The sequence below is a fragment of the Mycobacterium sp. NGS48 genome, from assembly GCF_059812585.1.
The window spans coordinates 480,075-504,125 of the sequence record NZ_JCALCY010000001.1; the positions used below are offsets into that span (position 1 = coordinate 480,075).

General features: G+C 66.3%; 23 protein-coding genes. 10 read left to right on the plus strand and 13 right to left on the minus strand.

The genetic code is table 11. The features are described 5' to 3' along the window. Nucleotides 1–155: 155 nt before the first annotated feature. On the plus strand, nt 156–3,254 hold the full coding sequence (locus AC5Y42_RS02380; RefSeq protein ID WP_499895475.1) for a DEAD/DEAH box helicase: 3,099 nt from the start codon (nt 156–158) through the stop codon (nt 3,252–3,254). A gap of 183 nt (nt 3,255–3,437) precedes the next feature. Here the strand turns inward: AC5Y42_RS02380 and AC5Y42_RS02385 are convergent, their stop codons facing one another. The 5 genes from AC5Y42_RS02385 to AC5Y42_RS02405 form a co-directional block, all read right to left on the minus strand. After that, the gene (locus tag AC5Y42_RS02385; protein WP_499895477.1) at nt 3,438–4,514 is read right to left on the minus strand and encodes an HNH endonuclease; all 1,077 of its coding nucleotides are present in this window, start codon (nt 4,512–4,514) and stop codon (nt 3,438–3,440) included. Between the two features lie 584 nt (nt 4,515–5,098). After that, a complete protein-coding gene (locus tag AC5Y42_RS02390; protein ID WP_499895479.1) occupies nt 5,099–6,088 on the minus strand; it encodes an SDR family oxidoreductase in 990 nt (329 codons plus the stop codon). A 35-nt stretch (nt 6,089–6,123) separates the two neighbouring features. Continuing rightward, nucleotides 6,124–6,435 (minus strand): EthD family reductase, encoded by a 312-nt coding sequence (locus AC5Y42_RS02395; RefSeq protein WP_499895481.1) that lies wholly within the window; start codon nt 6,433–6,435, stop codon nt 6,124–6,126. Further along, a complete protein-coding gene (paaZ, locus tag AC5Y42_RS02400) occupies nt 6,435–8,486 on the minus strand; it encodes a phenylacetic acid degradation bifunctional protein PaaZ (RefSeq protein ID WP_499895483.1) in 2,052 nt (683 codons plus the stop codon). Before paaZ ends, AC5Y42_RS02395 begins: the two co-directional genes overlap by 1 nt. 105 nt (nt 8,487–8,591) lie before the next feature. Further along, nucleotides 8,592–9,215 (minus strand): TetR/AcrR family transcriptional regulator, encoded by a 624-nt coding sequence (locus tag AC5Y42_RS02405; RefSeq protein ID WP_499895484.1) that lies wholly within the window; start codon nt 9,213–9,215, stop codon nt 8,592–8,594. 97 nt (nt 9,216–9,312) lie between these two features. Here AC5Y42_RS02405 and AC5Y42_RS02410 point away from each other — a divergent pair, with 97 nt between their 5' ends. The 9 genes from AC5Y42_RS02410 to paaK are packed head-to-tail and all read left to right on the plus strand — an operon-like array spanning nt 9,313 to nt 16,725. Beyond that, the gene (locus AC5Y42_RS02410; RefSeq protein WP_499895847.1) at nt 9,313–10,050 is read left to right on the plus strand and encodes an enoyl-CoA hydratase/isomerase family protein; all 738 of its coding nucleotides are present in this window, start codon (nt 9,313–9,315) and stop codon (nt 10,048–10,050) included. Next, the gene (locus AC5Y42_RS02415) at nt 10,047–10,910 is read left to right on the plus strand and encodes a 3-hydroxyacyl-CoA dehydrogenase family protein (RefSeq protein ID WP_499895486.1); all 864 of its coding nucleotides are present in this window, start codon (nt 10,047–10,049) and stop codon (nt 10,908–10,910) included. The genes AC5Y42_RS02410 and AC5Y42_RS02415 overlap by 4 nt, the downstream gene beginning before the upstream one ends. Continuing rightward, nucleotides 10,907–11,692, plus strand: a complete 786-nt coding sequence (locus tag AC5Y42_RS02420) for an enoyl-CoA hydratase/isomerase family protein (protein WP_499895487.1) — start codon at nt 10,907–10,909, stop codon at nt 11,690–11,692. The genes AC5Y42_RS02415 and AC5Y42_RS02420 overlap by 4 nt, the downstream gene beginning before the upstream one ends. Further along, nucleotides 11,692–12,621, plus strand: coding sequence for a 1,2-phenylacetyl-CoA epoxidase subunit PaaA (paaA, locus tag AC5Y42_RS02425; protein WP_499895489.1), 930 nt, complete (start codon nt 11,692–11,694; stop codon nt 12,619–12,621). The genes AC5Y42_RS02420 and paaA overlap by 1 nt, the downstream gene beginning before the upstream one ends. Further along, nucleotides 12,602–12,901 (plus strand): 1,2-phenylacetyl-CoA epoxidase subunit PaaB, encoded by a 300-nt coding sequence (gene paaB, locus AC5Y42_RS02430; RefSeq protein ID WP_499895490.1) that lies wholly within the window; start codon nt 12,602–12,604, stop codon nt 12,899–12,901. Before paaA ends, paaB begins: the two co-directional genes overlap by 20 nt. A gap of 14 nt (nt 12,902–12,915) precedes the next feature. Continuing rightward, nucleotides 12,916–13,824 (plus strand): 1,2-phenylacetyl-CoA epoxidase subunit PaaC, encoded by a 909-nt coding sequence (paaC, locus tag AC5Y42_RS02435; protein ID WP_499895492.1) that lies wholly within the window; start codon nt 12,916–12,918, stop codon nt 13,822–13,824. Beyond that, the gene (gene paaD, locus AC5Y42_RS02440; RefSeq protein ID WP_499895494.1) at nt 13,818–14,321 is read left to right on the plus strand and encodes a 1,2-phenylacetyl-CoA epoxidase subunit PaaD; all 504 of its coding nucleotides are present in this window, start codon (nt 13,818–13,820) and stop codon (nt 14,319–14,321) included. Before paaC ends, paaD begins: the two co-directional genes overlap by 7 nt. A gap of 1 nt (nt 14,322) precedes the next feature. Beyond that, the gene (gene paaE, locus AC5Y42_RS02445; protein WP_499895495.1) at nt 14,323–15,390 is read left to right on the plus strand and encodes a 1,2-phenylacetyl-CoA epoxidase subunit PaaE; all 1,068 of its coding nucleotides are present in this window, start codon (nt 14,323–14,325) and stop codon (nt 15,388–15,390) included. Between the two features lie 15 nt (nt 15,391–15,405). Continuing rightward, nucleotides 15,406–16,725 carry a phenylacetate--CoA ligase PaaK gene (gene paaK / locus AC5Y42_RS02450; RefSeq protein WP_499895497.1) on the plus strand — a complete coding sequence of 440 codons (1,320 nt, stop codon included), beginning with the start codon at nt 15,406–15,408 and terminating at the stop codon, nt 16,723–16,725. 86 nt (nt 16,726–16,811) lie between these two features. On the opposite strand, the gene AC5Y42_RS02455 is transcribed toward paaK, so the two are convergent. From AC5Y42_RS02455 to AC5Y42_RS02490, 8 genes are read right to left on the minus strand one after another with little or no spacing between them, the layout of a single operon-like run. Beyond that, entirely contained in the window at nt 16,812–17,717 is a 906-nt protein-coding gene (locus AC5Y42_RS02455) for a DUF1028 domain-containing protein (protein ID WP_499895499.1), read from the minus strand. After that, the gene (locus AC5Y42_RS02460) at nt 17,718–18,104 is read right to left on the minus strand and encodes an SCP2 sterol-binding domain-containing protein (RefSeq protein WP_499895500.1); all 387 of its coding nucleotides are present in this window, start codon (nt 18,102–18,104) and stop codon (nt 17,718–17,720) included. Next, a complete protein-coding gene (locus AC5Y42_RS02465; protein ID WP_499895501.1) occupies nt 18,101–20,440 on the minus strand; it encodes a xanthine dehydrogenase family protein molybdopterin-binding subunit in 2,340 nt (779 codons plus the stop codon). The genes AC5Y42_RS02460 and AC5Y42_RS02465 overlap by 4 nt, the downstream gene beginning before the upstream one ends. After that, the gene (locus tag AC5Y42_RS02470; RefSeq protein ID WP_499895503.1) at nt 20,437–20,922 is read right to left on the minus strand and encodes a (2Fe-2S)-binding protein; all 486 of its coding nucleotides are present in this window, start codon (nt 20,920–20,922) and stop codon (nt 20,437–20,439) included. Before AC5Y42_RS02470 ends, AC5Y42_RS02465 begins: the two co-directional genes overlap by 4 nt. After that, entirely contained in the window at nt 20,919–21,719 is an 801-nt protein-coding gene (locus AC5Y42_RS02475) for an FAD binding domain-containing protein (RefSeq protein WP_499895504.1), read from the minus strand. Before AC5Y42_RS02475 ends, AC5Y42_RS02470 begins: the two co-directional genes overlap by 4 nt. Nucleotides 21,720–21,727: 8 nt before the next feature. After that, a complete protein-coding gene (locus AC5Y42_RS02480; RefSeq protein WP_499895506.1) occupies nt 21,728–22,504 on the minus strand; it encodes an alpha/beta fold hydrolase in 777 nt (258 codons plus the stop codon). 19 nt (nt 22,505–22,523) lie between these two features. Next, entirely contained in the window at nt 22,524–22,952 is a 429-nt protein-coding gene (locus tag AC5Y42_RS02485; RefSeq protein WP_499895508.1) for a YybH family protein, read from the minus strand. A 19-nt stretch (nt 22,953–22,971) separates the two neighbouring features. Continuing rightward, nucleotides 22,972–23,949: an LLM class flavin-dependent oxidoreductase gene (locus AC5Y42_RS02490; RefSeq protein WP_499895509.1), complete on the minus strand. Its 978-nt coding sequence runs from the start codon at nt 23,947–23,949 to the stop codon at nt 22,972–22,974. Nucleotides 23,950–24,051 lie beyond the last annotated feature (102 nt).

Sequence of the window (24,051 nt, forward strand, 5' to 3'; positions counted from 1 at the left end):
TCTTAGTAGCTAGAGGGACCACGGCTCGAAGCATGACCGGGCTAAGCAACGCCTGAGCCAATTCCTCCGCGTCTTCACGGTGCCGAGTGTGCGGCATGACTGTAGTGGCTTGATTGTGAGCCAGGTGTCGGACCGCTCCTGCTACCGTCCCGAGCGTGGACGAGGGTCTCTACGAGTCGCTGCTGACGGAGCGGTTGAACCAGGCACTGGCCGCGCGAGCCGAAGTACGCGCCGAGATTGAGCCGGTCGACGAGGCCGAACAACCGCTGACCATCGCGCGACACCTGACGCCGCTCATCGAGCGGTCCTTACGCGGGGCGGCAACGCCGGAGGCGCGCGCGGCATTGGTGCGCAAGATCTTGGTTGCGTTGGCCGATCCCGACGTGATGGGCGAGGCGCTACACCAACGCGACCCCAGCAGGATTGAGCGCCTGGATGGCGTCGTGGCGGCCAACCGACTCGGGATCGCTAGGTTGCCGCGGCCGGCTACCCCATTGTCGGACGCCGCGCTAATGACCAATGCCCGCAATGAGCCGACATTGGCCGCCGAGTTGCGGGCCGAGCTAGCCAGCGCCAATCAAGTGGATTTGTTGTGTGCGTTCGTCAAATGGCAGGGCCTGCGGCTGCTCGAAGGGCCACTTACCGAGCTGCGTGAGCGCGCCGTGCCGTTGCGGATCATTACGACCACCTATTTGGGCGCTACGGATGCTCGTGCGCTCGACGCTTTGGTGGACGAGTTCGGGGCCGAGGTCCGGGTGAACTACGAAACTGACCGTACCCGGTTGCACGCCAAGGCGTGGCTGTTGCGGCGCAACACGGGTTTTCATACGGCGTATGTCGGCTCGAGCAACCTGTCGCATGCGGCACTGGTTGATGGACTGGAATGGAATGTGCGCCTCTCGGCGGTGTCGACGCCGCATCTGCTGGAGAAGTTCCGGGCGACCTTCGAATCCTACTGGGAAAACCGCGAGTTCGAGCGCTACCAGCCCACTGTTGACGGCGACCGGCTCCGTGCCGCGCTAGACGTGGCCGCGGGCGGCCGCCAACGCGACCGACTCACGGTCACTCTATCTGGCCTGGAGGTTCAGCCCAAGCCATACCAAGCCGAGATGCTCGAAGAACTCGACGCCGAACGTGTGCTGCATGATCGCCACCGCAATCTGATCGTGGCAGCCACCGGAACTGGCAAGACGGTCGTTGCCGCGCTCGACTATCGCCGATTGGTTCGCGAGATCCATGGCGGCGACTTGACATTGCTGTTTGTGGCGCATCGCAAGGAAATCCTGCAACAGGCCCGCCGCATGTATCAGGAAGTGGTGACCGATCCAACATTCGGTGAACTGTTGGTCGACGGTAACGAGCCGATCAAGTGGCGCCACGTATTCGCCAGCATCCAATCGCTATCCGACGGCCGACTTTCCAAGCTAGAGCCCAACCACTTCGACGTGGTGGTGATCGACGAGTTCCACCATGCCGAGGCTGCCTCCTACCGTCGATTGCTTAGCCATGTGCAACCCATGGAGCTGCTTGGGCTGACCGCAACGCCAGAGCGCGGTGACGGCGTGGATGTGCGGGAGTTCTTCGGCGGTCGCGTGGCCGCCGAGCTCCGGCTCTGGGAGGCGCTGGAGCAAAACCTGTTGTGTCCCTTCCACTACTTTGGCGTTCACGACCAGACTGACCTCGGTGAGCTGCAGTGGAGGCGCGGCGGATATGACCTTGCTGCGCTGAGTCACCTGTACACCGGCAACGACGCCCGCACGCGCATCGTGCTCAAGGAGCTGCAAGACAAGGTGGCTGACGTGGCCGCGATGCGCGCTTTGGGGTTCTGCGTGAGTGTCGATCATGCCCGTTACATGGCGGGCAGGTTTGCTGCCGCGGGTATTCCGGCGCGTGTTGTGTCTGGCGAGACGTCGGCCATCGAGCGCCAGGCGGCACTGAATGCGTTGCGTAACAGGGAAATCAATGTCCTATTTGCCGTCGATCTCTTCAATGAAGGTCTGGATATCCCTGAGGTCGACACTGTGTTGCTTTTACGACCGACTGAAAGCGCCACAGTCTTCCTACAACAACTCGGCCGTGGTCTGCGGTTAACGCCGGGCAAGACCGTGCTGACCGCGTTGGACTTCGTTGGCAATCAACGTCGCGAGTTCCGTTTCGACCAGCGCTTCCGGGCGCTAACCGGGCTGAGCCGCAAGGCCCTTGTTCGACAATTGGCGCAGGGGTTTCCATTCCTGCCTTCGGGTAGCCAGATCGTGCTTGACGCCGTGGCGCGAGACCTGGTGCTGGAAAATATCCGCCAGCAGGTGGCGCCGCGCTGGGCGGCCTTAGTCTCTGAAGTGCGAGACCACCCGAACGCCGATCTCGCCTCCTATCTCGATGCTTCGGGTCACGGACTGGAAGATGTGTTGCGCTCCGGTCGGTCGTGGACGGCGTTGTGCCGTGAAGCCGGAAAGCTCGCTGCCGAACCCGGCCCGCGTGAGCGTGAGTTGGTCAAGCGGGTTCGCGCGCTAGCCCATGTCGATGACCGCCTGCGCCACGACGGCTACCGAAAGATCTTGGACGGTGATGTGCAGGAAGTCGGTCCTACTGAGGAGCGGTTGGCCGAGATGCTGTTGTATTCACTGTTTCCCGATGGCGGCGGATTCGACAGCGCCGCAGCGGGACTTGCGGTGGCCATGCAAGAGCCGGTGGTCGACGAGATGCGCCAGATTATCGACATCGCCTTCGAGACTGCGCACCGCAGCACGTATTCGCTGGGCGAACTCATCCCTTTGCTGAGCGATCTACCGCTGGCACTGCACGCCAGCTACTCCCGCGAGGAGATTCTAGCGGCGCTGGGTGTGGCTTCGCGGCGCCGACCGAGCACCTTCCGTGAGGGCGTTGTATGGTGCGAGGGCATCAACACCGACGCCTTCTTGATCACGTTGAGGAAGACGGAGACGGACTACTCACCTACGACGATGTACCGCGACTTCGCCCTCAGTCCGGAGCTATTCCATTGGGAATCGCAGTCGACAATTTCTTCAGTATCGCCGACGGGACAACGCTATATCCACCATCGCCACCGCGATTCACATATCCTTTTGTTCGTCCGTGAGGCCAAGACCAACACGCTGGGCACCGCGCCGTATGTCTTTCTCGGACCAGCGGACTACATGTCGCACGAAGGTGATCGACCGATGGCGATCACCTGGCGGCTGCAGCGGGCGATGCCGACGGAGGTGTTTATGGCGTCGCGTGCCGCGGTGGCATGAGGATTCTGTGTTGTGGCCCGAATAATTGCGAGCGCAAGCGACGCGGTTACAACAACAGCTTGGAATATTCGATGCCAAGCTCAGTTACGCAGAACAGCCCATTGGACGCGACCACCTCGAGCTGAAGCGAAGTGGTGATTTGCCGGTATGGCGGCGGCCCTATTCACTCCCGCTCATTACAGCTCATCCCCACTTCGGCAGGAAGCCGATATCCAGCCGCTCAGTCTGCTTGTAACCCGACCACGTCGGGACTCCGACGGGCTGCCCGCGATAGATACCGCGAGCAGCGGCCACGACACGGTCATGCTGCGTTGGCCACTGAATCTGGGATGCGATCTGCTCCAGCACCCCTCGGTCGCGGTCCAGCACCCGGTCGACTATCGACACCGCCGGCAAAGCACCGCTCTTGTCGCCATTACAGCGCGCGCATGCCAGCACGAGGTTGGCCAGACCGTCGATACCGACCAGGGACCACGGCAGCACGTGATCGACCGGATTGTTGGACGGAAGGTAGGTTCCGCAGTAGAAGCAGTGCGGGCCGAATGCTTCCTTAAACGGCTCGCGGACTGCGGCCAGTGCGGTGCGTTCACGACCGAACAGGTGACCTGCGACGTCGGGTACTTTGTCGTAGAGGAACTTGTTCATCCGACGCACGTCATCAACCCACATGATCTCCAGCGCCGGCTTGAGTAGCCCGGCCAATCGTGCGAGACCGTGCGCCACACCGGGTTTAAGTTGTATCGCGTCGCCGTGGGTCCGCAGGGTCGACCGCGACACTTGGTCATGCAAGAACGAGTCGTCGTATAGAAATGGGTCACTCGCGGACGACCCCGGCAGTTTTTGCAGCCGATGCAGCGGCTGCTGCGCAAGGCACAGCGCGATCTCGTCGATGGCGCTTCGATATATGGCAGGCGCGCGCAATCTGGCAATGTCCACCGACACGGTGGTGCCTGTGACCCCGGCCGCTTTGCGTAGCGCAGTCGTGGCATTCAGAATTCGCGCCCGCGGCTGCGTCGATTGGCGTAATTCGTTGCCCTCGAACGGGCGCGCCTGCTGCCAGTAGATCTCCAGTACCCGGTGCGCCAGATCGGCAATCGGTACCTCCAGCACATCGCTGGACTGCCCGGGCATGTTCTCGATGCAGTGATCGATCAATGCCATCAACGTGGCCAGCTTGTAGGTGGCCGTGCGCTGGCCGGTCTCCAGGATCGCGACCACGCGTTGCCCGAGCAGAAGCGGGTCGGCGGTTTCATCGCTCACGGCGCACCCTCGCCGGACGGGTCGGATAGAACGGCACCACCGCATTATTGCGATCGGACGGGACAACATGGGCACACTTGCGCGGGACAAGATGCCCGGCAATATTCGGGCCTCCGGACACACACCTCGTGTAACGACGCTGCGCCTGGGCGAGTACCGAGCCGCGTTGCACGACAAGTTGCTTGAACAGGTCGACGAGCTCATCACCGCTCATATTACTAAGTCCTCACTGCGATTACCGGCGCTCAAGGCCTCACGCTCGACAGCATTGTCGCTGTTGAAGAACGTAAGCGCACGGCGAAAGGAGATTCGGGCATGCGGCTATGCTGAACACGTTGACCATTAAACGGGTCACCGCGGCAATCCGCCGGGAGGTCTCACTCGGCAAACAGCGCAAGGTAGCTACCTGTAGCCGTAGGTGCAGCTGCTCCCATATCTCCCATATGTATCTGCTGAGACTGTCCGCAGTAACGAGTGCCGAGGCGGCGGCTCACCCGCAACGGCGTTGATCGCGGGTCATGACCAGCATCCCGAATCAAGCCTGAGAAGTCCATGACGGCTCCGGGTCGGCGCCGGCCGCAGACTTAACCCCTCGCCGGAACGAACACGTCCTTCATCTCGCGAAGCCACGACTTCAACGGCAGCGCCTCAAAACCAAGCATCTCAGGGGTGAAGTGTCGTTCGGTGCCGTGCAAGCTGTTGCCGTTCTTCAGCAGCTCTTCGATGAAGGGAACTTCGTGGTGACAGTAGGTGAGGATGTACTCGGCGGCGTCATCGCGGCGGTAATAGGTGCGCAGCCCGACGCCGAGTTCGCGCAGGAACGCCTCGTCGCTGCCGTCGTAGCTGATCGGCACGCCCCACGCATCGCTCATCATCTTCGGGATGGTGCTGAACCTGACCAAGTCGTCGACGCCGTTCTCCAGATGAACCGTCTCGCCAATCTCGGTCAACGACGGATCCAGCAGCAACTCAGCAACGCAACGCCCGATGTCGCGAGTGGCAATGAAATTCATCGGCCGGTCGGCGGCCATCACGAACGTCTGCTTGTCGCGGATGGGCTCCAGCAAAAACCCGGAGAAGTCCTCGAAGAACCACCCCGGCACATTGGCGTAGACCACCGGCACGCCGGCACCCGTTAACACCTTGCGGGCCCGCAGATGCTGCACGTTCGTCTTCTCGCCGTCGAAGCCCGGCAACGGAGTAACTTCCGACTCGTCGCGCAGCCCGGGCGGGTCACCGATCAACCGGATGAGTCGCACCAGTCTGCCCGATGCCTTGATCGCCTCGGCCACATTGGCCATCGCGGTATGCTCGTCCAGGAAATCGGGAGTGACCACGAACGCCGCATCGATGCCCTCGAACGCCGCGACCATGTCCTCGCCGTTCAGATAGTCGGCGATCATGACCTCGGCGCCCGGGTGCATCGTGGCCAACTCGTCGGCCATCTCTGGGCGGCTCGAGACGACGCGGATGGTAGCGGTCGGGTGGCGCTGGGCGAGCCACTGCGCACAGGGACCACCAATGTGCCCGCCGGCACCGAAGACCAGAAACGACGGGTCGGACGGCAATGTCATGCTGACTTCCTTTGTAGTGCCCAATGATTCGGTGTCTAGCCGACGATGACGTTCTCCTCCTGGACATACATCGTCACCCCGCCGGTCGCGAAGTTGGCGACATCGGCGCCGGCGGCGCGCATCTCCGGCGAGGTCAGCCCCGTCTTGAGCGACTCGGCGGTCTCGAACCCCAGCCGGGCCACCATGTAATACGGCGGTTCGGAACGATCCAGCGACTGGCACGTACCCGTGGTAAAGCTCACCAGCCCCGGCACTTTCAACGCCAACGGCGTGTGCGTGGCGGCGTAATAGTCGTCGAACGCGGCCGGGTCGGTGGGCTGGCCGTAGCAGACGGACACGACGTGCATCAGTGCTCCTCGGAGGTCACGGGTCGCTTGGCCACCAACGTCAACACGTCGTAGGTCGCCACCGGCGAGTCATCCTGGTTGGTGACCACGGCGTCCCACCGGACTTCGCCGTAATCGGCGGAGATCCTCGGCGTGAGCTGTTTGGCGGTCAGCGTGACGGTCAACGCGTCGCCCGCCTTGACCGGAGTGAGGAACCGCAGCCCGTCGACACCGAAGTTGGCCAGCACCGGGCCAGGGTTAGGCTCGACGAACAAGCCCGCCGCCAGCGACACCACCAGGTAGCCGTGCGCGACGATGCCGCCGAACAGCGGATTGGCCGCCGCCGCTTCGGGATCGGTGTGCGCATAGAACGTATCGCCGGTGAACTCGGCGAAATGCTCGATGTCCTCGAGCGTCACCGCGCGCGGGCCACCGACGATGGTGTCACCGATCCGCAGCTCCTCCAAGTGCTTCCGGAACGGATGCACATCGCCGACCTCGCGGGCGGCACCGGCCGTCCAACGCCCGGTGATGGCGGTCAGCATGTCGGGGGAGGCCTGCACGGCGCTGCGCTGCATGTGGTGCAGCACGCCGCGGATCCCGCCGAGTTCCTCACCGCCGCCGGCCCGCCCCGGCCCACCGTGCACCAGGGTCGGCAGCGGCGACCCGTGCCCAGTGGACTCCTTGGCGTCGTCGCGGTCCAACACCAGCATCCGGCCGTGATACGGCGCGATGCCCAGCACCACACGGCGCGCCACCTCGCGGTCATGGGTGACCACCGAGCCGACCAGGCTGCCGCGGCCGCGGGCGGCCAGCGCGACCGCCTCGTCGACATCGCGGTAACCGATAACGGTGCTGACCGGGCCGAACGCCTCCACGTCGTGCAGCGCGGCGGCGGCACCGTCGTCGGCGCGCAACAGCAGCGGCGGCACGAACGCGCCGCGCTCGGCGCCGGCGCCCTCAACCGCGAAGTTGTCCGGGTCCCCGCTGACCAGTGTGGCGGCGTCAGTCAGACTCTTCAGCGAGCGCAGGACTTCCTCGCGCTGGGCGATGCTGGCCAGCGGACCCATCGTCACGCCGTCGACGCCCGGCTTGCCCACCACCACCGTGGCCAACCGGGCCGTGGTGGCCGCCACCACGTCGTCGACCAAATCCCGTGGCACCAGGGCGCGGCGGATGGCGGTGCACTTCTGTCCGGCCTTGGCGATCATCTCGGCCACGAGTTGCTTGATGTAGAGCGCGAATTCGGGGGTATCGGGGGTGGCGTCGGGTCCCAGGATCGAGCAGTTCAGCGAATCGGCTTCGGCGTTGAACCGCACCCCGGCGCCGACGACGTTCGGGTGCGCCCGCAGCGCCGCCGCTGTGCTGGCCGAGCCGGTGAACGCGACGAGGTCTTGCTCGTCGAGTTGGTCGAGCAACCCGTGCGGGCTGGCGCACACCAGCTGCAGCGAGCCCTCCGGCAGCAGGCCGGTGTCGATGATGTGGCGCACCACCAGCTCGGTCAGATACGCCGTCTGGTGGGCGGGTTTGACGATGGTCGGGACACCGGACAAAAACGCCGGCGCCAGCTTCTCCAACATGCCCCACACCGGGAAGTTGAACGCGTTGATCTGCACCGCGACGCCGAGGCGTGAGGTGTAGATGTGCTGGGCGCTGAAGGTTCCTGCGCGGCTGATACTTTCGGCCGGGCCATCCAGGTAGATGGTGTCGTTGGGCAGCTCGCGGGTGCCCTTGCTCGCGTAGCTGAGCAGCGTGCCGATGCCGCCGTCGACGTCGATGGCCGAGTCACGCGCCGTCGCGCCGGTCGCCAGCGACAGCGGATAGAACTGCTCCTTGTCGGCCATCAGCTGCTTGCCGAGCTGCTTGAGCAGCGCGGCCCGTTGATGGAAGGTGAGCTCCCGCAACGCCGGCCCGCCCACGCGCCTGCCGTAGTCGACGACCGCGGCGAAATCGAGGCCCGTCGTCGAAAACCGTGCCACCGCCTCGCCGGTCGCGGCGTCGGCAAGGATGACGCCGTCATCCGGCGCGGTGCTCCACTGCCCGTCCACATAACTCTGCAACAACGCCGCCATCCGACCGCGATCCTTTCCCAACCGTCCGTTCGTTCGGTTATCAGACTGGCAGCCGGAGCGGGTCGGCGTCAAGAGGCGCCGCGACCGCGGCGGAACCGGAAAGCGTCAGCGTTGATCGGAGGAGGGCACCCGCAGGCCGTCGAACAGCGCCTTGACGACGGCGTCGGCCAACTCGTCGGCGCCCAGGCCACGCGTCGGCTTGTACCACTCGACGAGCGAGTTGACCGTGCCGAAAATCAGCCGGCTGGTCAGGGCGGGGTCGACGTCGGGGCGCACGCTGCCCTCCTCGGCGGCCTCCTGCACCAGCTGCTCGACGATCTGATCGAACTCGCGACGGCGCGCCAGCGCGCGGCGCTCGACGGTGGTGTTGCCCCGGATTCGCAGCAGCAGTGTCACGTACGGAAGTTGCTCTACCAGCACATGAATGCTGCGCCGGACCAGATTCTCCAGTCGATCGATAGCCGGCCCGGTAGTGGTGTCGAGTTCCCGGGTGGCCGCGAACAGCGCATCGAGTGCCCGATTGACCGACAGCCGCAGCAGCTCGGCCTTGCCGGGCACATGGTGATAGATCGACGACTTGGTGATCCCGAGCCGGCTGGCCAGATGCTCCATGCTGGTGCCGTCGTAGCCGCGCTGGTTGAACACCGTCACGGCGACGGCCAGCAGCGAGTCCAGGTCGTAGCCCGGGCGTCCGACCTGGCCGACGGGTCGCGAACGCGGCGCAGCCATACCGCACATCATCGCACTGCGGAAGCCGGTCACGGCGCCGATCGAACAACCCGGGCTTGATACCCGACCGAAAGGTCGGTTATTGTTGGCTGTTGTGATGGTCTTCGACACGCTTCGGGTGCACGCGGCCGACGACCGCGTCGTCGTCGAACTGCACCGACCCGAACAGCGCAACGCCATCAACGCCGCGATGGTCGCCGAACTGCACCGCGTCTGCGCCGACCTGGAACGCGATCCGCGGCTGCTGATCATCACCGGCGCCGGGACCGACTTCGCCGCCGGCGCCGACATCGCCGAACTACGCACGCGGCGCCGCGATGACGCGCTGGCCGGGATCAACCGCGCCGTGTTCGATCGGATCGCCGCGCTGGCGATGCCGACCATCGCCGCCGTCGAAGGCAATGCGTTGGGCGGCGGCGCCGAACTTTCCTACGCCTGCGACCTCCGAATCGCCGGCGCGGGAGCCCGGTTCGGCAACCCGGAACCCGGGCTGGGCATTGTGGCCGCGGCCGGCGCCAGCTACCGGCTCGCCGACCTGGTCGGTATGTCTGTGGCCAAACACGTCATCCTAGGTGGACGGCTGCTCGATGCCGACGCTGCTTTGCGCCATGGGCTGGTGTGCGAGGTCGTCGAGACGGGCTCGGCGCTGTCGGCCGCCCACGCGCTGGCCGACCGGATCGGGCGCTCCTCCGCGCTGGCGCTGCGGCTGTCGAAAGGCGTGCTCGATGCCGCATCGCCACACCCACTGCTCGACGACTTCGCGCAGGCGCTGTTGTTCGAGAGCGCCGATAAGGCCGAGCGGATGACCCGGTTTCTGGAAAAGAGCCGCGCATGAGTTGCCTTGTCGCGGTGATCGGCGGCGGACGGATGGGTGCCGGTATCGCGCAGGTATTCACCGCCGCCGGCGCGACGGTCATTATCGCCGAAGCCAACGCCGATGCCGCCCGGGCCGCGCGGGAGCGGGTGGCCCGCGGCCTGGCCAAGGCCGCCGAAAAGGGTGCCGCCCAATTCGACACGGCGCTGGACCGCCTGCATCCCGTCACTGCGCTGACTGATCTGCCGTCCGACGCCGGCCTGGTGATCGAGGCGGTGCCCGAACGCGTCGAGGACAAGGTCGCGGTGCTCAGCGCCGCCGAGAAAGTCGTCGGCCGCGACACGGTGCTGGCCAGCAACACCAGCTCGCTGTCCATCGCAGATCTCGGTGCCGCGCTGAAGCAGCCACACCGCTTCCTGGGCATGCACTTCTTCAACCCGGTCCCGGCGTCCAGCCTCGTCGAAGTGGTGCGCGGACCCGACACCGCCGACGCCACCATCGAGTCGGCCCAGCAATGGGCGCACGCGCTGGGCAAAACCGCTGTCGTGGTGAATGATTCGCCGGGCTTTGCGACCAGCCGCCTGGGCGTGGCGCTCGGTCTGGAAGCCATCCGCATGCTCGACGAGGGGGTGGCCGACGCCGCGACGATCGACTGCGCCATGGAACTGGGTTACCGCCACGCGATGGGGCCGCTGCGCTCTACCGACCTGGTGGGCCTGGATGTGCGGCTGGCCATCGCCGAGCATCTGCACGCCACCCTGGGCGAGCGGTTCCGCCCGCCGCAACTGCTGCGCGACAAAGTCGCCCGCGGCGAGCTGGGCCGCAAGTCCGGCCAGGGCTTCTACTCGTGGCCGCACACCGAAGGAGGACAGCCCCGATGACCACCGTCAGCTACACCGTCGACGACGGCGTCGCCAGCATCGTGTTGGATCGGCCCGCCGCGTCCAACGCCCTGGATTGCGCGATGAAAGAACAACTCCTGGAGGCGCTGTCAAAGGTCCGCGCTGACGCCAGCGTCCGAGCGGTGGCCCTCACCGCGTCCGGGAAGAACTTCTGTGTCGGCCAAGACCTCGGCGAACACGTCGAGGCGCTGCGGGCTGACCCCAGCCACGCCATGGACACCGTTGCGCAGCACTACAACCCGATTATGCTGGCGCTGGACTCCATCGAGGTCCCGGTCGTCGCCGGCATCGGCGGAGCCTGTGTGGGCGCCGGTCTGGGCATCGCGTTGGGCGCCGACATCCGTATCGCCGGGCAGCGCAGTAAGTTCGGCACCGCGTTCTGCGGCATTGGGCTGGCCGCCGACTCGGGGCTGAGCGCAACCCTCACCAGCTTGATCGGCAAGAGCCGGGCCACCGGGCTGTTTCTCCTCGGCGACACCATCGACGCCGACACCGCACACGGCTGGGGACTGATCCACCGGGTGGCGCCCGACGCCGACGTCGCCGACGAAACCGCCGCGGTGGCACGGCAACTCGCGGGCGGTCCGACCGCTGCGTTCAAAGCCGTCAAACAGCTGATCGCCGAGAATAGCGGCGCCGACCTCGCCGACGTGCTCAGCCGCGAAGCCCACGCCCAGGCGCTGCTGGGCGCCAGCACCGATCACAGCGCCGCCGTCGAAGCGTTCCTCGACAAGCAACGCCCGACCTTCGTCGGACAGTGATGACCGACACCTTCGACGAGATCATCGCTGCGGGGCAGCGGATAGAGCCGCGCGATCAGATGCCCGACGGCTACCGCAACACGTTGATCCGCCAGATCGCCCAACACGCGCATTCGGAGATCATCGGCATGCAGCCGGAAGGCAATTGGCTGACCCGGGCGCCGTCGCTGCGCCGCAAGGCGATCCTGCTGGCCAAGGTGCAAGACGAAGCCGGCCACGGCCTGTACCTGTACTCCGCCGCGGAAACCCTGGGCGCCGACCGCGACGACCTCACCGCGAAACTCATTGCCGGGAAGCAGAAATACTCGTCGATCTTCAACTATCCGACGCGCAGCTACGCCGATATCGGCGTGATCGGCTGGCTGGTCGACGGCGCCGCGATCTGCAATCAGGTGCCGCTGTGCCGCAGCTCCTATGGACCGTATGCCCGCGCGATGATCCGGATCTGCAAGGAGGAATCGTTTCACCAGCGGCAGGGCTACGAACTGCTGCTGACGATGATGCGCGGCACCGACGAGCAACGGGCGATGGTGCAGGACGCGGTGGACCGATGGTGGTGGCCGACGTTGATGATGTTCGGCCCGCCCGACGACCAATCGCCCAACACCGCCCAGTCGATGGCTTGGGGCATCAAGCGCCACACCAACGATGAACTGCGGCAGCGGTTCGTCGACATGACCGTCCCGCAGGGCGAGGTCCTCGGCGTCGGTTTCCCCGACCCCGAGCTGGCGTGGAACGAGCAGCGCGGCTGTTATGACTTCGGCACACCCGATTGGTCGGAGTTCCTGGCCGTCGTCCACGGCGACGGGCCGTGCAACCACGAACGGATCGCCACCCGCAAATCCGCCCACGACGAGGGCCGCTGGGTGCGGCAGGCCGCCACCGCTTTCGCCGACACAAGGAAACACGATGAGCGACAAGCAGGTTGACGCGGCCTGGCCGCTGTATGAGGTGTTCGTCCGCGGCAAACGCGGCCTCAACCACGTCCACGTGGGATCGCTGCACGCCGCCGATGACGAGATGGCGCTGCGGCACGCCCGCGACGTCTACACCCGGCGCAACGAGGGCGTCAGCATCTGGGTGGTGCGCTCCGCGGCGATCACCGCCTCGAGCCCCAGCGAAAAAGACCCGTACTTCGCGCCCAGCGGCGACAAGATCTACCGCCACCCCACCTTCTACGACATCCCCGACACCGTCGCGCACATGTGAGGCCAGGACCAGCCATGATTGACCACGACTCGGCCTACACCGGCCTTGTTGACATCGATGCCGCCGACCAGTGGGCATTCGGGACCAGCTTCGACGATCCGCTGGCCGGGGTGGACACTCGGCTCGGCGACGGCATCGACGGCACGGATCTGGCCGGCTACTGCCTGATGCTCGGCGACGATGCGCTGATCACCGCGCAGCGCCTGACCCAATGGCTCACCTGGGCACCCGAACTCGAAGAAGAAGTCGCGCTGGCCAACATCGGCCTGGACCTGCTCGGCCAGGCCAGGCTGCTGCTTGCCCGCGCCGCCGCCGCCGACTCCGACGTGGTTCCCGCCCTGCCCGAGGGATCGCCCGTCCCCGCCGAGGACGCACTCGCGTTCTTCCGCGACGAACCGCAGTTCCGCAACGTGCGACTGGCCGAACTGGACAACGGCGACTTCGCGGTCACCATCACCCGGCTGCTGGTATTCGCCACCTACCGACTGTCCCTGCTGCAGCAGTTGCGCAGCTCGTGCGACCCGGTACTGGCCGCAGTGGCGGTCAAGGGCGTCAAAGAGGTCACCTACCACCGCGACTACGCCGCCCGCTGGCTGATCACCCTGGCCTGCGGCACAGCAGAATCGCGGCGCCGCATCGATGCCGCGCTCGCCGCGGTCTGGCCTTACGTCGGCGAACTGTTCACCAGCCATCCGATCGAGACGCGCCTGGCCGCAGTCGGCGTCGGCGTCGACCCGGCCGACCTGCGCGCAGAATTCGATGCGGTGATACGCCAGGTGTTTCACGCCGCCGAACTCCCGATTCCGTCGCCGGCAACTCCGGGCGAGCGGAGCGGGCGCGACGGTTGGCACACCGAAGCGATGGGGCCGCTGCTGACCGAAATGCAATCCATTGCCCGGGAACATCCGTTGGGGCAGTGGTGATCCCGCTGGACCGGGCGCGACGGGTGGCCGCGGAGGTCACCGATCCGGAAATGCCGATCCTGACACTCGCCGACCTCGGGGTGTTGCGCGACGTGTCCAGCGACGAACACGGCCGGGTGGTCGTCACCATCACCCCCACCTACTCCGGGTGCCCGGCCATGGGCACCATCCGCGCTGACCTGCAGCAGGCACTGGCCAGGGCCGGGTTCGACGACGCGCAGATCCGCACCGCGCTGAGCCCGGCCTGGAGCACCGATTGGATCAGCGACGACGGACGCCGCAAGCTCGCCGACTACGGCATCGCCCCACCCGGGCCCGCGCCGAGTCACAGCTGCCCGGTCCTGCTCACCCTGACTCCGCGCCGCCAGGTGGTCCACTGCCCGCGGTGCGGATCGGCCGACACCGACATGACGTCGGAATTCGCTGCCACACCGTGCAAGTCGCTGCACCGCTGCCGGTCCTGCGCCGAACCGTTCGAGCGGGTGAAGGAGATCTAGGATGGCTACCCGCACCCAACCGTTTCACCCGCTGTCGGTGGCCGCGGTGCAGCACCTCTGCGACGACGCCGTCGCCGTCACATTCCGTGTGCCCGACGAGCTGCGGCCGGCCTTCGCGTTCCGGCCCGGCCAGTCCGTGACATTGCGAAAGCGGTTGGGCAGCACCGAAGAACGGCGCAGCTATTCGATCTGCGCACCGACGGGCCAGCAGCTACGGATCGGAATCCGGGAAGTAGCAGGCGGAGCCTTCTCTCCGTGGTTGGTCCGCGACCTGCGCCCCGGCGACACAGTGGAGGTGCAGACCCCGGCGGGCAGCTTTGCGGCCGAACCCGGCGGCGGTGCCCGGCACGTGCTGATCGCTGCGGGATCCGGTATCACCCCGATCCTCTCGATCGCCGCAAGCGTGCTGCAACAACCGGATTCGCACGTGACCCTGTTCTACGGGAACCGGCACGCCAACTCGGTGATGTTCGCCGAGGAACTCGCCGACCTCAAGGACAGCTATCGCGCGCGATTCGAACTGATCCACGTGCTCTCGCGCGAACCCCGCGGCGTGGACCTGTTCAGCGGCCGGCTCGACGCCGACCGCATCCGGGCGCTCCTGCAGACACTGGTTCCGATCGATGCCGTCGACCACTTCTGGCTGTGCGGCCCGCACGGCATGGTCGTCGACGCCGAACAGGTGCTGCGCAATCTCGGCGTCCCCGACGACCGGGTCCACCGGGAACTGTTCTTCGTCGAAGATGTTGCCCCGCCACCGGCTCACCACCTCGAGGCCACCGCTGACGGCCCCACCAGCGAGGTCACCATCATCCTGGACGGGCGCGCTAGCACGCTGCGCCTGCCGCGGCACAGCACGGTGCTCGACGCTGCGCAACGAACGCGCGACGACTTGCCGTTCGCGTGCAAGGGCGGGGTGTGCGGCACTTGCCGCGCCAAGGTGACCGCCGGCGCCGTCGACATGCGCCGCAACTACGCACTCGAAACCACGGAAGTAGAAGCGGGTTTCGTGCTGACCTGCCAATCGCTTCCGTGCAGCGACGCCGTCACCATCGACTTCGACGCCTGACCGAGGAGTCACATCATGACCGAGATCGTCGACCTCCCCGTGGCGTGCAGCACCCGATCGCCCGATGACCTCGAGCCGATCGAGACCGCGTCCCGCGACGAGATCTCCGCCCTGCAGCTACGTCGGCTGAAATGGTCACTGCAGCACGCCTATCGCAACGTGCCGCACTACCGCGCAGCGTTCGACGCCAACGGTGTACACCCCAGCGACCTCAACGAGCTCGGCGACCTCGCGTTGTTCCCGTTCACCACCAAGGCCGATCTACGGGCGAACTACCCGTTCGGCATGTTCGCGGTGCCGCAGTCCCAGGTGGCGCGGCTGCACGCCTCGTCTGGCACCACCGGGCGCCCCACCGTCGTCGGCTACACCGCCGCCGACATCGACACCTGGGCCAACCTGGTCGCCCGCTCGCTGCGCGCCGGGGGCGTGCGCTCGACCGACAAGGTCCACATCGCCTACGGCTACGGGCTTTTCACTGGCGGGATCGGCGCCCACTACGGCGCCGAACGACTCGGCTGCACCGTCATCCCGGTGTCGGGCGGCATGACCGACCGGCAGGTCCAGCTCATTACCGACTTTCGGCCCGACGCCATCATGGTCACCCCGTCCTACATGCTGACCATCGCCGATGCCATGGATGCGGCCGGCATCAACCCGCGCAGCACGTCGTTGCGGATCGGGGTCTTCGGCGCCGAACCGTGGACCGAAGAGATGCGTGTCGAACTCGAACACCGCCTGGGCATCAGTGCCGTCGACATCTATGGCCTGTCCGAAGTGATGGGTCCCGGTGTCGCCCAGGAATGCGTGGAAACCAGGGACGGCCTGCACATCTGGGAAGACCACTTCTACCCGGAGATCATCGACCCGGTCACCCAGGAAGTATTGCCCGACGGCAGTGACGGCGAGCTGGTATTCACGTCGCTGACCAAGGAGGCGTTTCCCGTAATTCGGTATCGCACCCGTGACCTGACTGCGCTGCTGCCCGGCACCGCCCGGTCCATGCGCCGGATACGCAAGATCACCGGCCGCAGCGACGACATGATGATTCTGCGCGGTGTGAACGTATTCCCCAGCCAGATCGAGGAATTGATTCTCCAGCAGCCCGCCCTGGCGCCGCAGTTTCAGTGTGTGCTCGACCGCCCGGGCCGGCTTGAGCAGTTGACCGTGCGGGTCGAGCACCGCCGTGGCGTTGGGGTTGAATACCGCCAGCTCGCCGCTGACGCGCTGGCGCAGCAGATCAAGAATCGTATTGGCGTCAGCGTGATCGTGAGTGTGGTGGCAGCCGGTTCGATCGAACGATCAGTGGGCAAGGCTAACCGGATCGTGGACCAATAGGACAGTTTCAATTGCGATATCACCGGCGATATCGCAATTGAAGATCACCTCATGGTCAGCTCACGGTACTGATGTGGCTCAAGTGATTACGACAGTACTTCGGCCTCGTCAGCAGTCAGAATTCCCGCGTCGGCCAGTCTCGCCACAAAGCGCGGCAGCCTCGGGTTGCGTCGGGTGGCGTCAGCCAGCAGGCGTCGAGCCTCGGCGCGTCGCCCCCACCGGGCATGCAGCACCGCCGACCAAAACGTCGCCTCGGGGTTCGGTTCCAGCACACCATCGGCAGCCGCGAGTGTCGCGGCGGCCGCGACGAATTCGGCATCCCGTTCACCGAGAACGGCGCCCAATGGGTTGAACACCACCCGGGAGACATCGTCGTATGCGTCGCCCAGATCGATGAGTCGAGTGAGTTCGCCGATCGGATCGGGGTGGTCATCCACCCGCACGTCGCGCAGCACACCGTCCCACGGGGAGTCGGTGGGTTGACCGTCGACAACCAGCAGTGCCGCCGACTGCCTGCCCCGGATATCGCCGCCGGCGTCATCGCCGCCGCGCAGACCGGCGACTAGACGATGCGCAAGATCGCCCTCCACCTGCTCGAAGCCGCGCAGCATCGCGCCCAGCACCTCGTCACTGTCCAGCATGTTGCCCAGCGCGGCGGCATGATCGGTTGTCGCCACACCGGCCGCGGCTACACACCGCTGTCCGCTGTGGATTGCCAAGCCGCCGCTAGAGTCCAGATAGCCGACTTGCCGCAGTTCCCGATCAGGGTCGGCGTCGAGTAGCAGTGACAGTGCCTCGCGTGCAGATCGGCCGTCACGCATTAACGCCAAGCCCTGCGGCCCGTACGAACGTTGCGGAAATGCCTGCGTCGCCACCACTCCCACGCCCGCTTCCGCCCACGTCACCACCGCACCGACGCCGAGATAGTGCGACTGCGATGCGACGCCCAGCGCACCGGTGGCCGGGTCGCGAGCCAGCAGCGAAAAGGTCATTCAAAAATCGGTTTCCTCGACCAGCTGCGCGTAATGATTGCGGTATTCGGTGGTCTGCGTAATCGGCATGAGCGCAGCCAGCTTCGCGACATTGCCGGTCAGCTTGACCCGGCCTTGCATGAACGCGGCGTTCGGCGCCAGTTCGCCGCGCAGCATCGCGACGGAATCGGCATACGACGCCGACATGGTGCCGTCCGCAGCCGGGTCATCGCCGAGTTGCTGCAAGACGATCCGGCCATCCTGCACATCGGCGAAATAGCGGATGTCGGCACCGTCGGGCGCCTGGGTGAGCCGGTATTGCACCCGCGCCGACGCGCCGGGCCGCCGGCCGAACGCTTGTTGCAGCTCGCGCTGACGGTCCAGCCACTCCTGCGATGCGTACTTCATACCTTCTCCTTGGGTTGAGTTGTGCTGGGCTGTCGATCAATCACCGCCAGCAGGTGTTCCGCGGTGATCGGAATGGTGTCGACGACGGTGCTGCTGTCGCCATCCAGCGCGTCGCGGATGGCGTTGGCCAGCACCGCCGGCAACGGAATCGCGCCGCTCTCACCGGTGCCCTTGGCGCCGTTGAGCGAGAACGGCGTGGGTGTTTCCAGGTGCACCAACTCCACGGCGGGCATGTTGGCCGGCAGCGGCGGAAAGTAGTCCCACAGCGACTCAACCACCGGTTGGCCGTCCGCGGTGTACGGCAGCTGTTCGTAGAGCGCGGCGCCCAGCCCCTGCGCCGCCCCGCCGATGATCTGGCCGGCGACGTTGGCCGGATTCAGCTGTACACCGCAGTCGTGCCCGAACACCATCCGCTGCACCGACACCGCGCCTGTGTCGCGGTCGATCTCCACCACCGCGGCGACCGCGCCATAGGAGAACGCGAACGCCTGCGGATCGTAGGTATACGACGATTCCAGCCCGGGTTCGGTATCAGGCGGAAGATCCCGCGCTTGGTAGGCCGCTTCGGCGACCGCGGAAACCGTTAGCGTGCGCCCGGATTCGTGGGCGAAGCCGCCGTCGACGTCACGCACCGCATCGGCCTCCAGCAGGTGGGCCGCGATACTGCGCATCCGATCCCGCAGCCGGCGCGACGCCATCATCACCGCCGAACCGGCCACACCGGCGCCGCGGCTGCCGCCGCTGCCATAGCCGGTGTACGGGCAGGACAACGTGTCCCCGCAGATCACCGACACCGACTCCAACGGTACCCCGAGCTCGTCGGCGGCGACCTGCGCCAGTACCGTCTCGAGACCCTGCCCCATCGGCATCTGGCCGGTCAACACCGTGACCAACCCCGACGCATCCATCCGCACTACCGCGCGGTCATGCCCGGGGCTGTTGATCCCCATCATCGCCGCGGTCAACGACGGCCCGAAATTCGTGGCCTCCAAATAGCACGCGACACCGACGCCAACCAGCCGGCCGGCGGCGCGCGCCTCCGCCGCCTCCAGCCGAGTTCGGCCCCAGTCGATCTGCCCTGCAACGAGATCCAGCATCTCGCTGTAGCGTCCGCTGTCCAAACACATCATCGCTGCCGTCCAATACGGCAGCTCGTCGGGTCGCAGTAGGTTGCGGTGCCGAATCTCGATCGGGTCCATACCGAGTCGGCGCGCACCTTCGTCCATCGCGCGTTCGATCGCGAACGTGGCTTCGGGCATACCGAATCCGCGGTAGGCGCCAATCGGCGTCTTGTTCGTGACTACGGCCACCAGCTCGCTGAGCGCGTCGGGAATCCGGTACGGACCGAGCACCGTGGCGGCGGTGACCATCCCGGTCCCACAACCCACCATGTACGGCGTCGCCCCGCAGTCGAGGAACACGTTGGCCCGCAGACCCGATACCGCTCCATCGGCGGTGAATCCCAGTTCGAGGTCGACGACGGTTCCGCGACCGTGAACCGTGGCGACAAACGCCTCCGACCGGCTCTCGATCCAGCGGACCGGCCGGCGCACGACGCGGGCGGCGAACGCCACCAGGGTCTCCTCGATATAGGCGCAGGCCTTGTTGCCGAACGCGCCGCCCATATCCGGGCACAGCACCCGCACTCGACTCTCCGGGACTCGCAGCGTCGCACTCAGCGAACCGCGCACCTGATGCGGTGACTGTGTCGAGGTCCACACCGTGACCGACTCGCCGGTTATATCCCAGGTAGCCCGCACCCCGCGGGCCTCCAACGACAACCCCGCGACCCGGCTACTGGTATAGCGGCCACTGATGACCACCGCCGCGTCGCCAAGCGCCGCGGCGGCATCTCCTGCCTCGAAACGATTGCGGCCGAACACATTATCCGGCCAGTCGTCATAGAGCAGGGGTCGGCTGTCCGGGCAGGCGTCGACGACGGCGGGCAGCTTGCGGTAGCTGACGTCGACGAGTTCGGCGGCGTCCTCCGCCTGATACGCATCGTCGGCGATGACCGCGGCGATCGGCTCACCGACGTAGCGGACTTTGTCCGTGGCTAGGCACCAGGTGGGCGCATCGGCTTGGATCTGGGCATTCCACATCATTCCCATCGGCTCGGTGCAGTCGCGGATGTCCGCGCCGACGAGCACCGCGTGCACGCCGGGCGCGGCGCGGGCTCGCTGCGGGTCCACCGTGATGCGGGCGTGCGGTTCGCGCGAGCGGACGATCACCACATGCAGTTCGCCGGCCGCGTATTCGTCGGCCAGATAGCGTCCGCCGCCGGCCGCCAACCGCGCCAGGTGCAGCCCCGGCGGGCCCGCACCGACGTGGCTCATCGGCTCTGCTCGACAATCTTGGCGGCGACGAGTTCCTCCGCGGCCGCCACGATCGGCGCGTACCCGGTACAGCGACACAACGACGCGGCCAGTCGATCCCGCAACTCCGCTGGGGTGGGCCGAGCACCCGCGTCGACCTCGGCCAGCAGCTCTTCGATCAACACCACGAATCCGGGTGTGCAGAATCCGCACTGCAGCGCACGGTGTCGAACCAGGCAGTCCTGCACAGGGGAGGGTGCCACCGGCTGGCTCAGGCCCTCGATCGTGACGACATCCGACCCGTTGGCCTGCACGGCTAGCGTCAAACACGCTCGCACCGAACGAGAATCGAGTAACACATTGCAACTGCCGCACAACCCCTGGCCACAGCCGATGTGAGTGCCGGTCAGGCCGAGCCGCTCGCGCAGGAAGTCGGCCAGCGACATCCGTGCCGGCACGTCCGCGCGGGTCGGACGACCGTTCACCCGTAGTTCGATGGTCACGGCACGTCCTTCCGTAATCGACGCAGCAGCCGCGCGACCATGCGCACCGCGAGCCGACGGCGATGGTCCCCGGAGCCGTGCGCATCACCGGTGAAGGTGAGACCCGCCGCAAACGCGTCGGTGAGCACCGGTACTTGTCCAGCACCCCCGACCACGATGCGCACACCGGTGGCCTCGCCGTCGACCACGGTCGCGGTGACCGCGGCACTGATCAGCGGCGTGTCACCGGCGCCGCGCAATGTGACTTCGTCGAAATAGCCGACGGATTCGTTCTTCGGTCGACGGAACGTGACGCTGTGCACCATCTCGCCGGGATGCAGCGCGGTGTGAAACGGCGCCCGGAAAAAGTCCTCGGCTGCAATAGACCGAAACCCGTTCGACGACACGGCGGTGATCTCACCGCCGAGGGCGACGAGGCAGACACCGAGTTCGGCGGCCGGGTTGGCGTGGGCGATGCTGCCGCAAATGGTGCCGCGATTGCGGGTGGTCACCTTACCCACCCGCGGAAGCGCTTGCGCGAGAACGTGGAAACCGGCGAGCGCGGGCGAGAACTCGGCGGCGCGTTGGGTGGTGGCGGCGCCGACTCGCAATCCATCGGCGGTGGCGGACAGGTCGTGCAGTTCCGTGATCCGGGTGATGTCGACCAGCCGGCGTGGTCGCTCCAGTCGGCGAACCATCCGTGGCATCAGGCTCTGTCCACCGGCGAGAACCCGTGTGCCGCTGGGATCGTCCGCTAAAGCAACGCAGGCTTCGTCGACCGACATAGCTGCCAGGTAGTCGAACGGCGCCGGATGCATCGCAAACCTCAGCCGGTCGGCACGCTGCCGATGTGCTGCAGCCGTTCGTCGATCAGCTGTGCGACCAGCGCCGGATCTTCGATGTGGGCCAAGTGTCCGCGTCCGGCCAGCACCCGGCACTCCGCCCCCAGCGCCGCCGCGAGCTCGGCACCCAGCGCCGGCGGGCACGTTTGATCGTGTTCGCCGGTCAGCACCAGCGCCGGTGCCGCGACGTGTGCTGCGGCGGCGGAAATATCAGCGGAAAACGCCGCACGGATGATCTGCTCTATCGTGGTGCTGGCGTTGCGCGCCGCGCGGCGTACCGAGTCGGCCAGCAGCGCGTCGTCGGTACCGGGCGCAAAGCTTGCCACCGCGAATTTCTTGAAGAACAGTGTCGGCCCGAGCCGGTGTAACTCGTCGACCACAGCGGCGCTGTCCACTCCGCTGACCCGCAACGCGCTACCGATCACCGTGATCGACTGGACCCGCGTCGGCTGGGTGGCGGCCAGCACGACACTTGCGCTACCGCCGAACGAGGCACCCACCAGATGGGCTCGCGGAATGCCGAGATTGTCCATGACCGCGGCGATATCGGCGGCGTAGTCGGCCGCGCCATAGGTTCTACCGCGATCCGAAAATCCGTGTCCCCGTAGGTCGACGGCAATCGAGCTGCGGACGGTGAGTAGCTCCATCACCGGCAACCACTGTTCGGCGGCGCCGTTGATGTGATGCACGAACACGACCGGCGCGTCTGGTGAGTCGCAGGTGCGTCGCACTCCGCGGATCACACCGACCGGTCCCGACACCGCGTATCGCTCCATGTCGCTAGCCGGCCTCGTTGGGCGCGTGGGCGGAGAAGTGTGCGTGCACCAGTGCCCATGTGCCGTCGCGGCGCCGCCAGATCTCGGTGCTGCGCATGCCGGCGTTATAGCTACCCAGATCGCCGAAGTCGGCCTGGTAGTGGTTGAGGTAGGTCACCCAGGCGACATCACCGACCACCTCGATGCGCTCGTCGCGAAGCTCGGCGCTGATCGCGTCGCCGCTCATGGCCGACGACAGCATGTCCCAGAGCTCGGCAATCTGATCCTGCCCGACGTAGACCGCGCCGTTGAGGTTGTACCAGACCAGTTCGTCGGGAATCGCGGTCACCCGTCGCCGCAAATAGCTCGAGTCGAGCGGCCCGTTGGCGTCGACGAATTCGCGGTGCAGGCGCCTGATCTCCCGCGTGTCGCCGTCGAGCAGGGTGTCGGTCATGGCGTGTTCCGTTCTTCGGTCAGGGTTGGGCGGCCAGCAGCGGACGGCACTCGGCTATCGAGGCGATCAGTTCGGGTAGCTGGTCGGGCGGCGCGAACGGCACGATCGCGATCTCGTCGATACCGGTCTCGGCGTATGCCGCCAACGAATCGCCAATGGCCTCCGGCGGGCCCACCATCGCCACGGCGTCGATGACGTCGGGAGTAAGCACCTTGGCGGCCTCGCCCCTGGCGACTGCCTCCACCAGTGCGCCGTCCGGGATCGCCCCGGCGGCAAGGTATTCGGTGGTAGCGGGATCGAACGCGGACAACAGTTCCGCCACCTGGATGCGGGCCGCCTCTATGTCGTCGGTGATGAACGCGGTGACTACAGCCGAAATGCGGAAGCTGTCGCGCGGGCGGCCGGTTTCGGCGAGCGTCGCCTCCGCCCGTTGCACGGTGTCGGCCAGGTATTTGCGCGATGCGCCGGCGCTGAGACAGACCCCGTCGGCGTAGCGGGCGGCGGTTTCCACCATCTTCGGGCGCACGGCCATGATGTCGAGCGCGGGCGGTGCGGCCAACGGGTTCAACTTGTATTGCTCGAACCGGAACCCGGGGTAGTCGGCGGTCACCTCGTCGCCGGCCAGCGCGGACGTGAGGGCACAGTGCAGCGCGACCGTGGACCCGATCGGCTTGTCCACCGAGCGGCCAAGTTTGGCGATCATGTCCGGCACCCCGGTCCCGATTGCCGCCCGGACCCGGCCGGGTGCGATTTCGGCCAGCGAGGCCAGTTCCATCGCGGCCACGCCGGGATGACGTCCGGCCGCGCTGATGCCCATCAGCACCACTTCGAGCCGCTCGGTCTCCCGCAGGTACACGGTCGCGGGCACCACCGCGTCGTGGGCGCAGATGTGCTCGGCGTACCAGAGGCCGTCGAACCCGCACTCGTCGGCAGCGCGGACGGCCGGCAGGTCGGCCAGGATCGAGCCGAATCCGGTAAACGACAGGCTGACTCGCACGGTCCGACCCCATCTCTGTATGCCAGATTCGCCGGCGAAGGCCGGCGGTGCGGTCAACGTAACTCCATCTGTGACACGATGTCAACGTTTATGTTGTACATA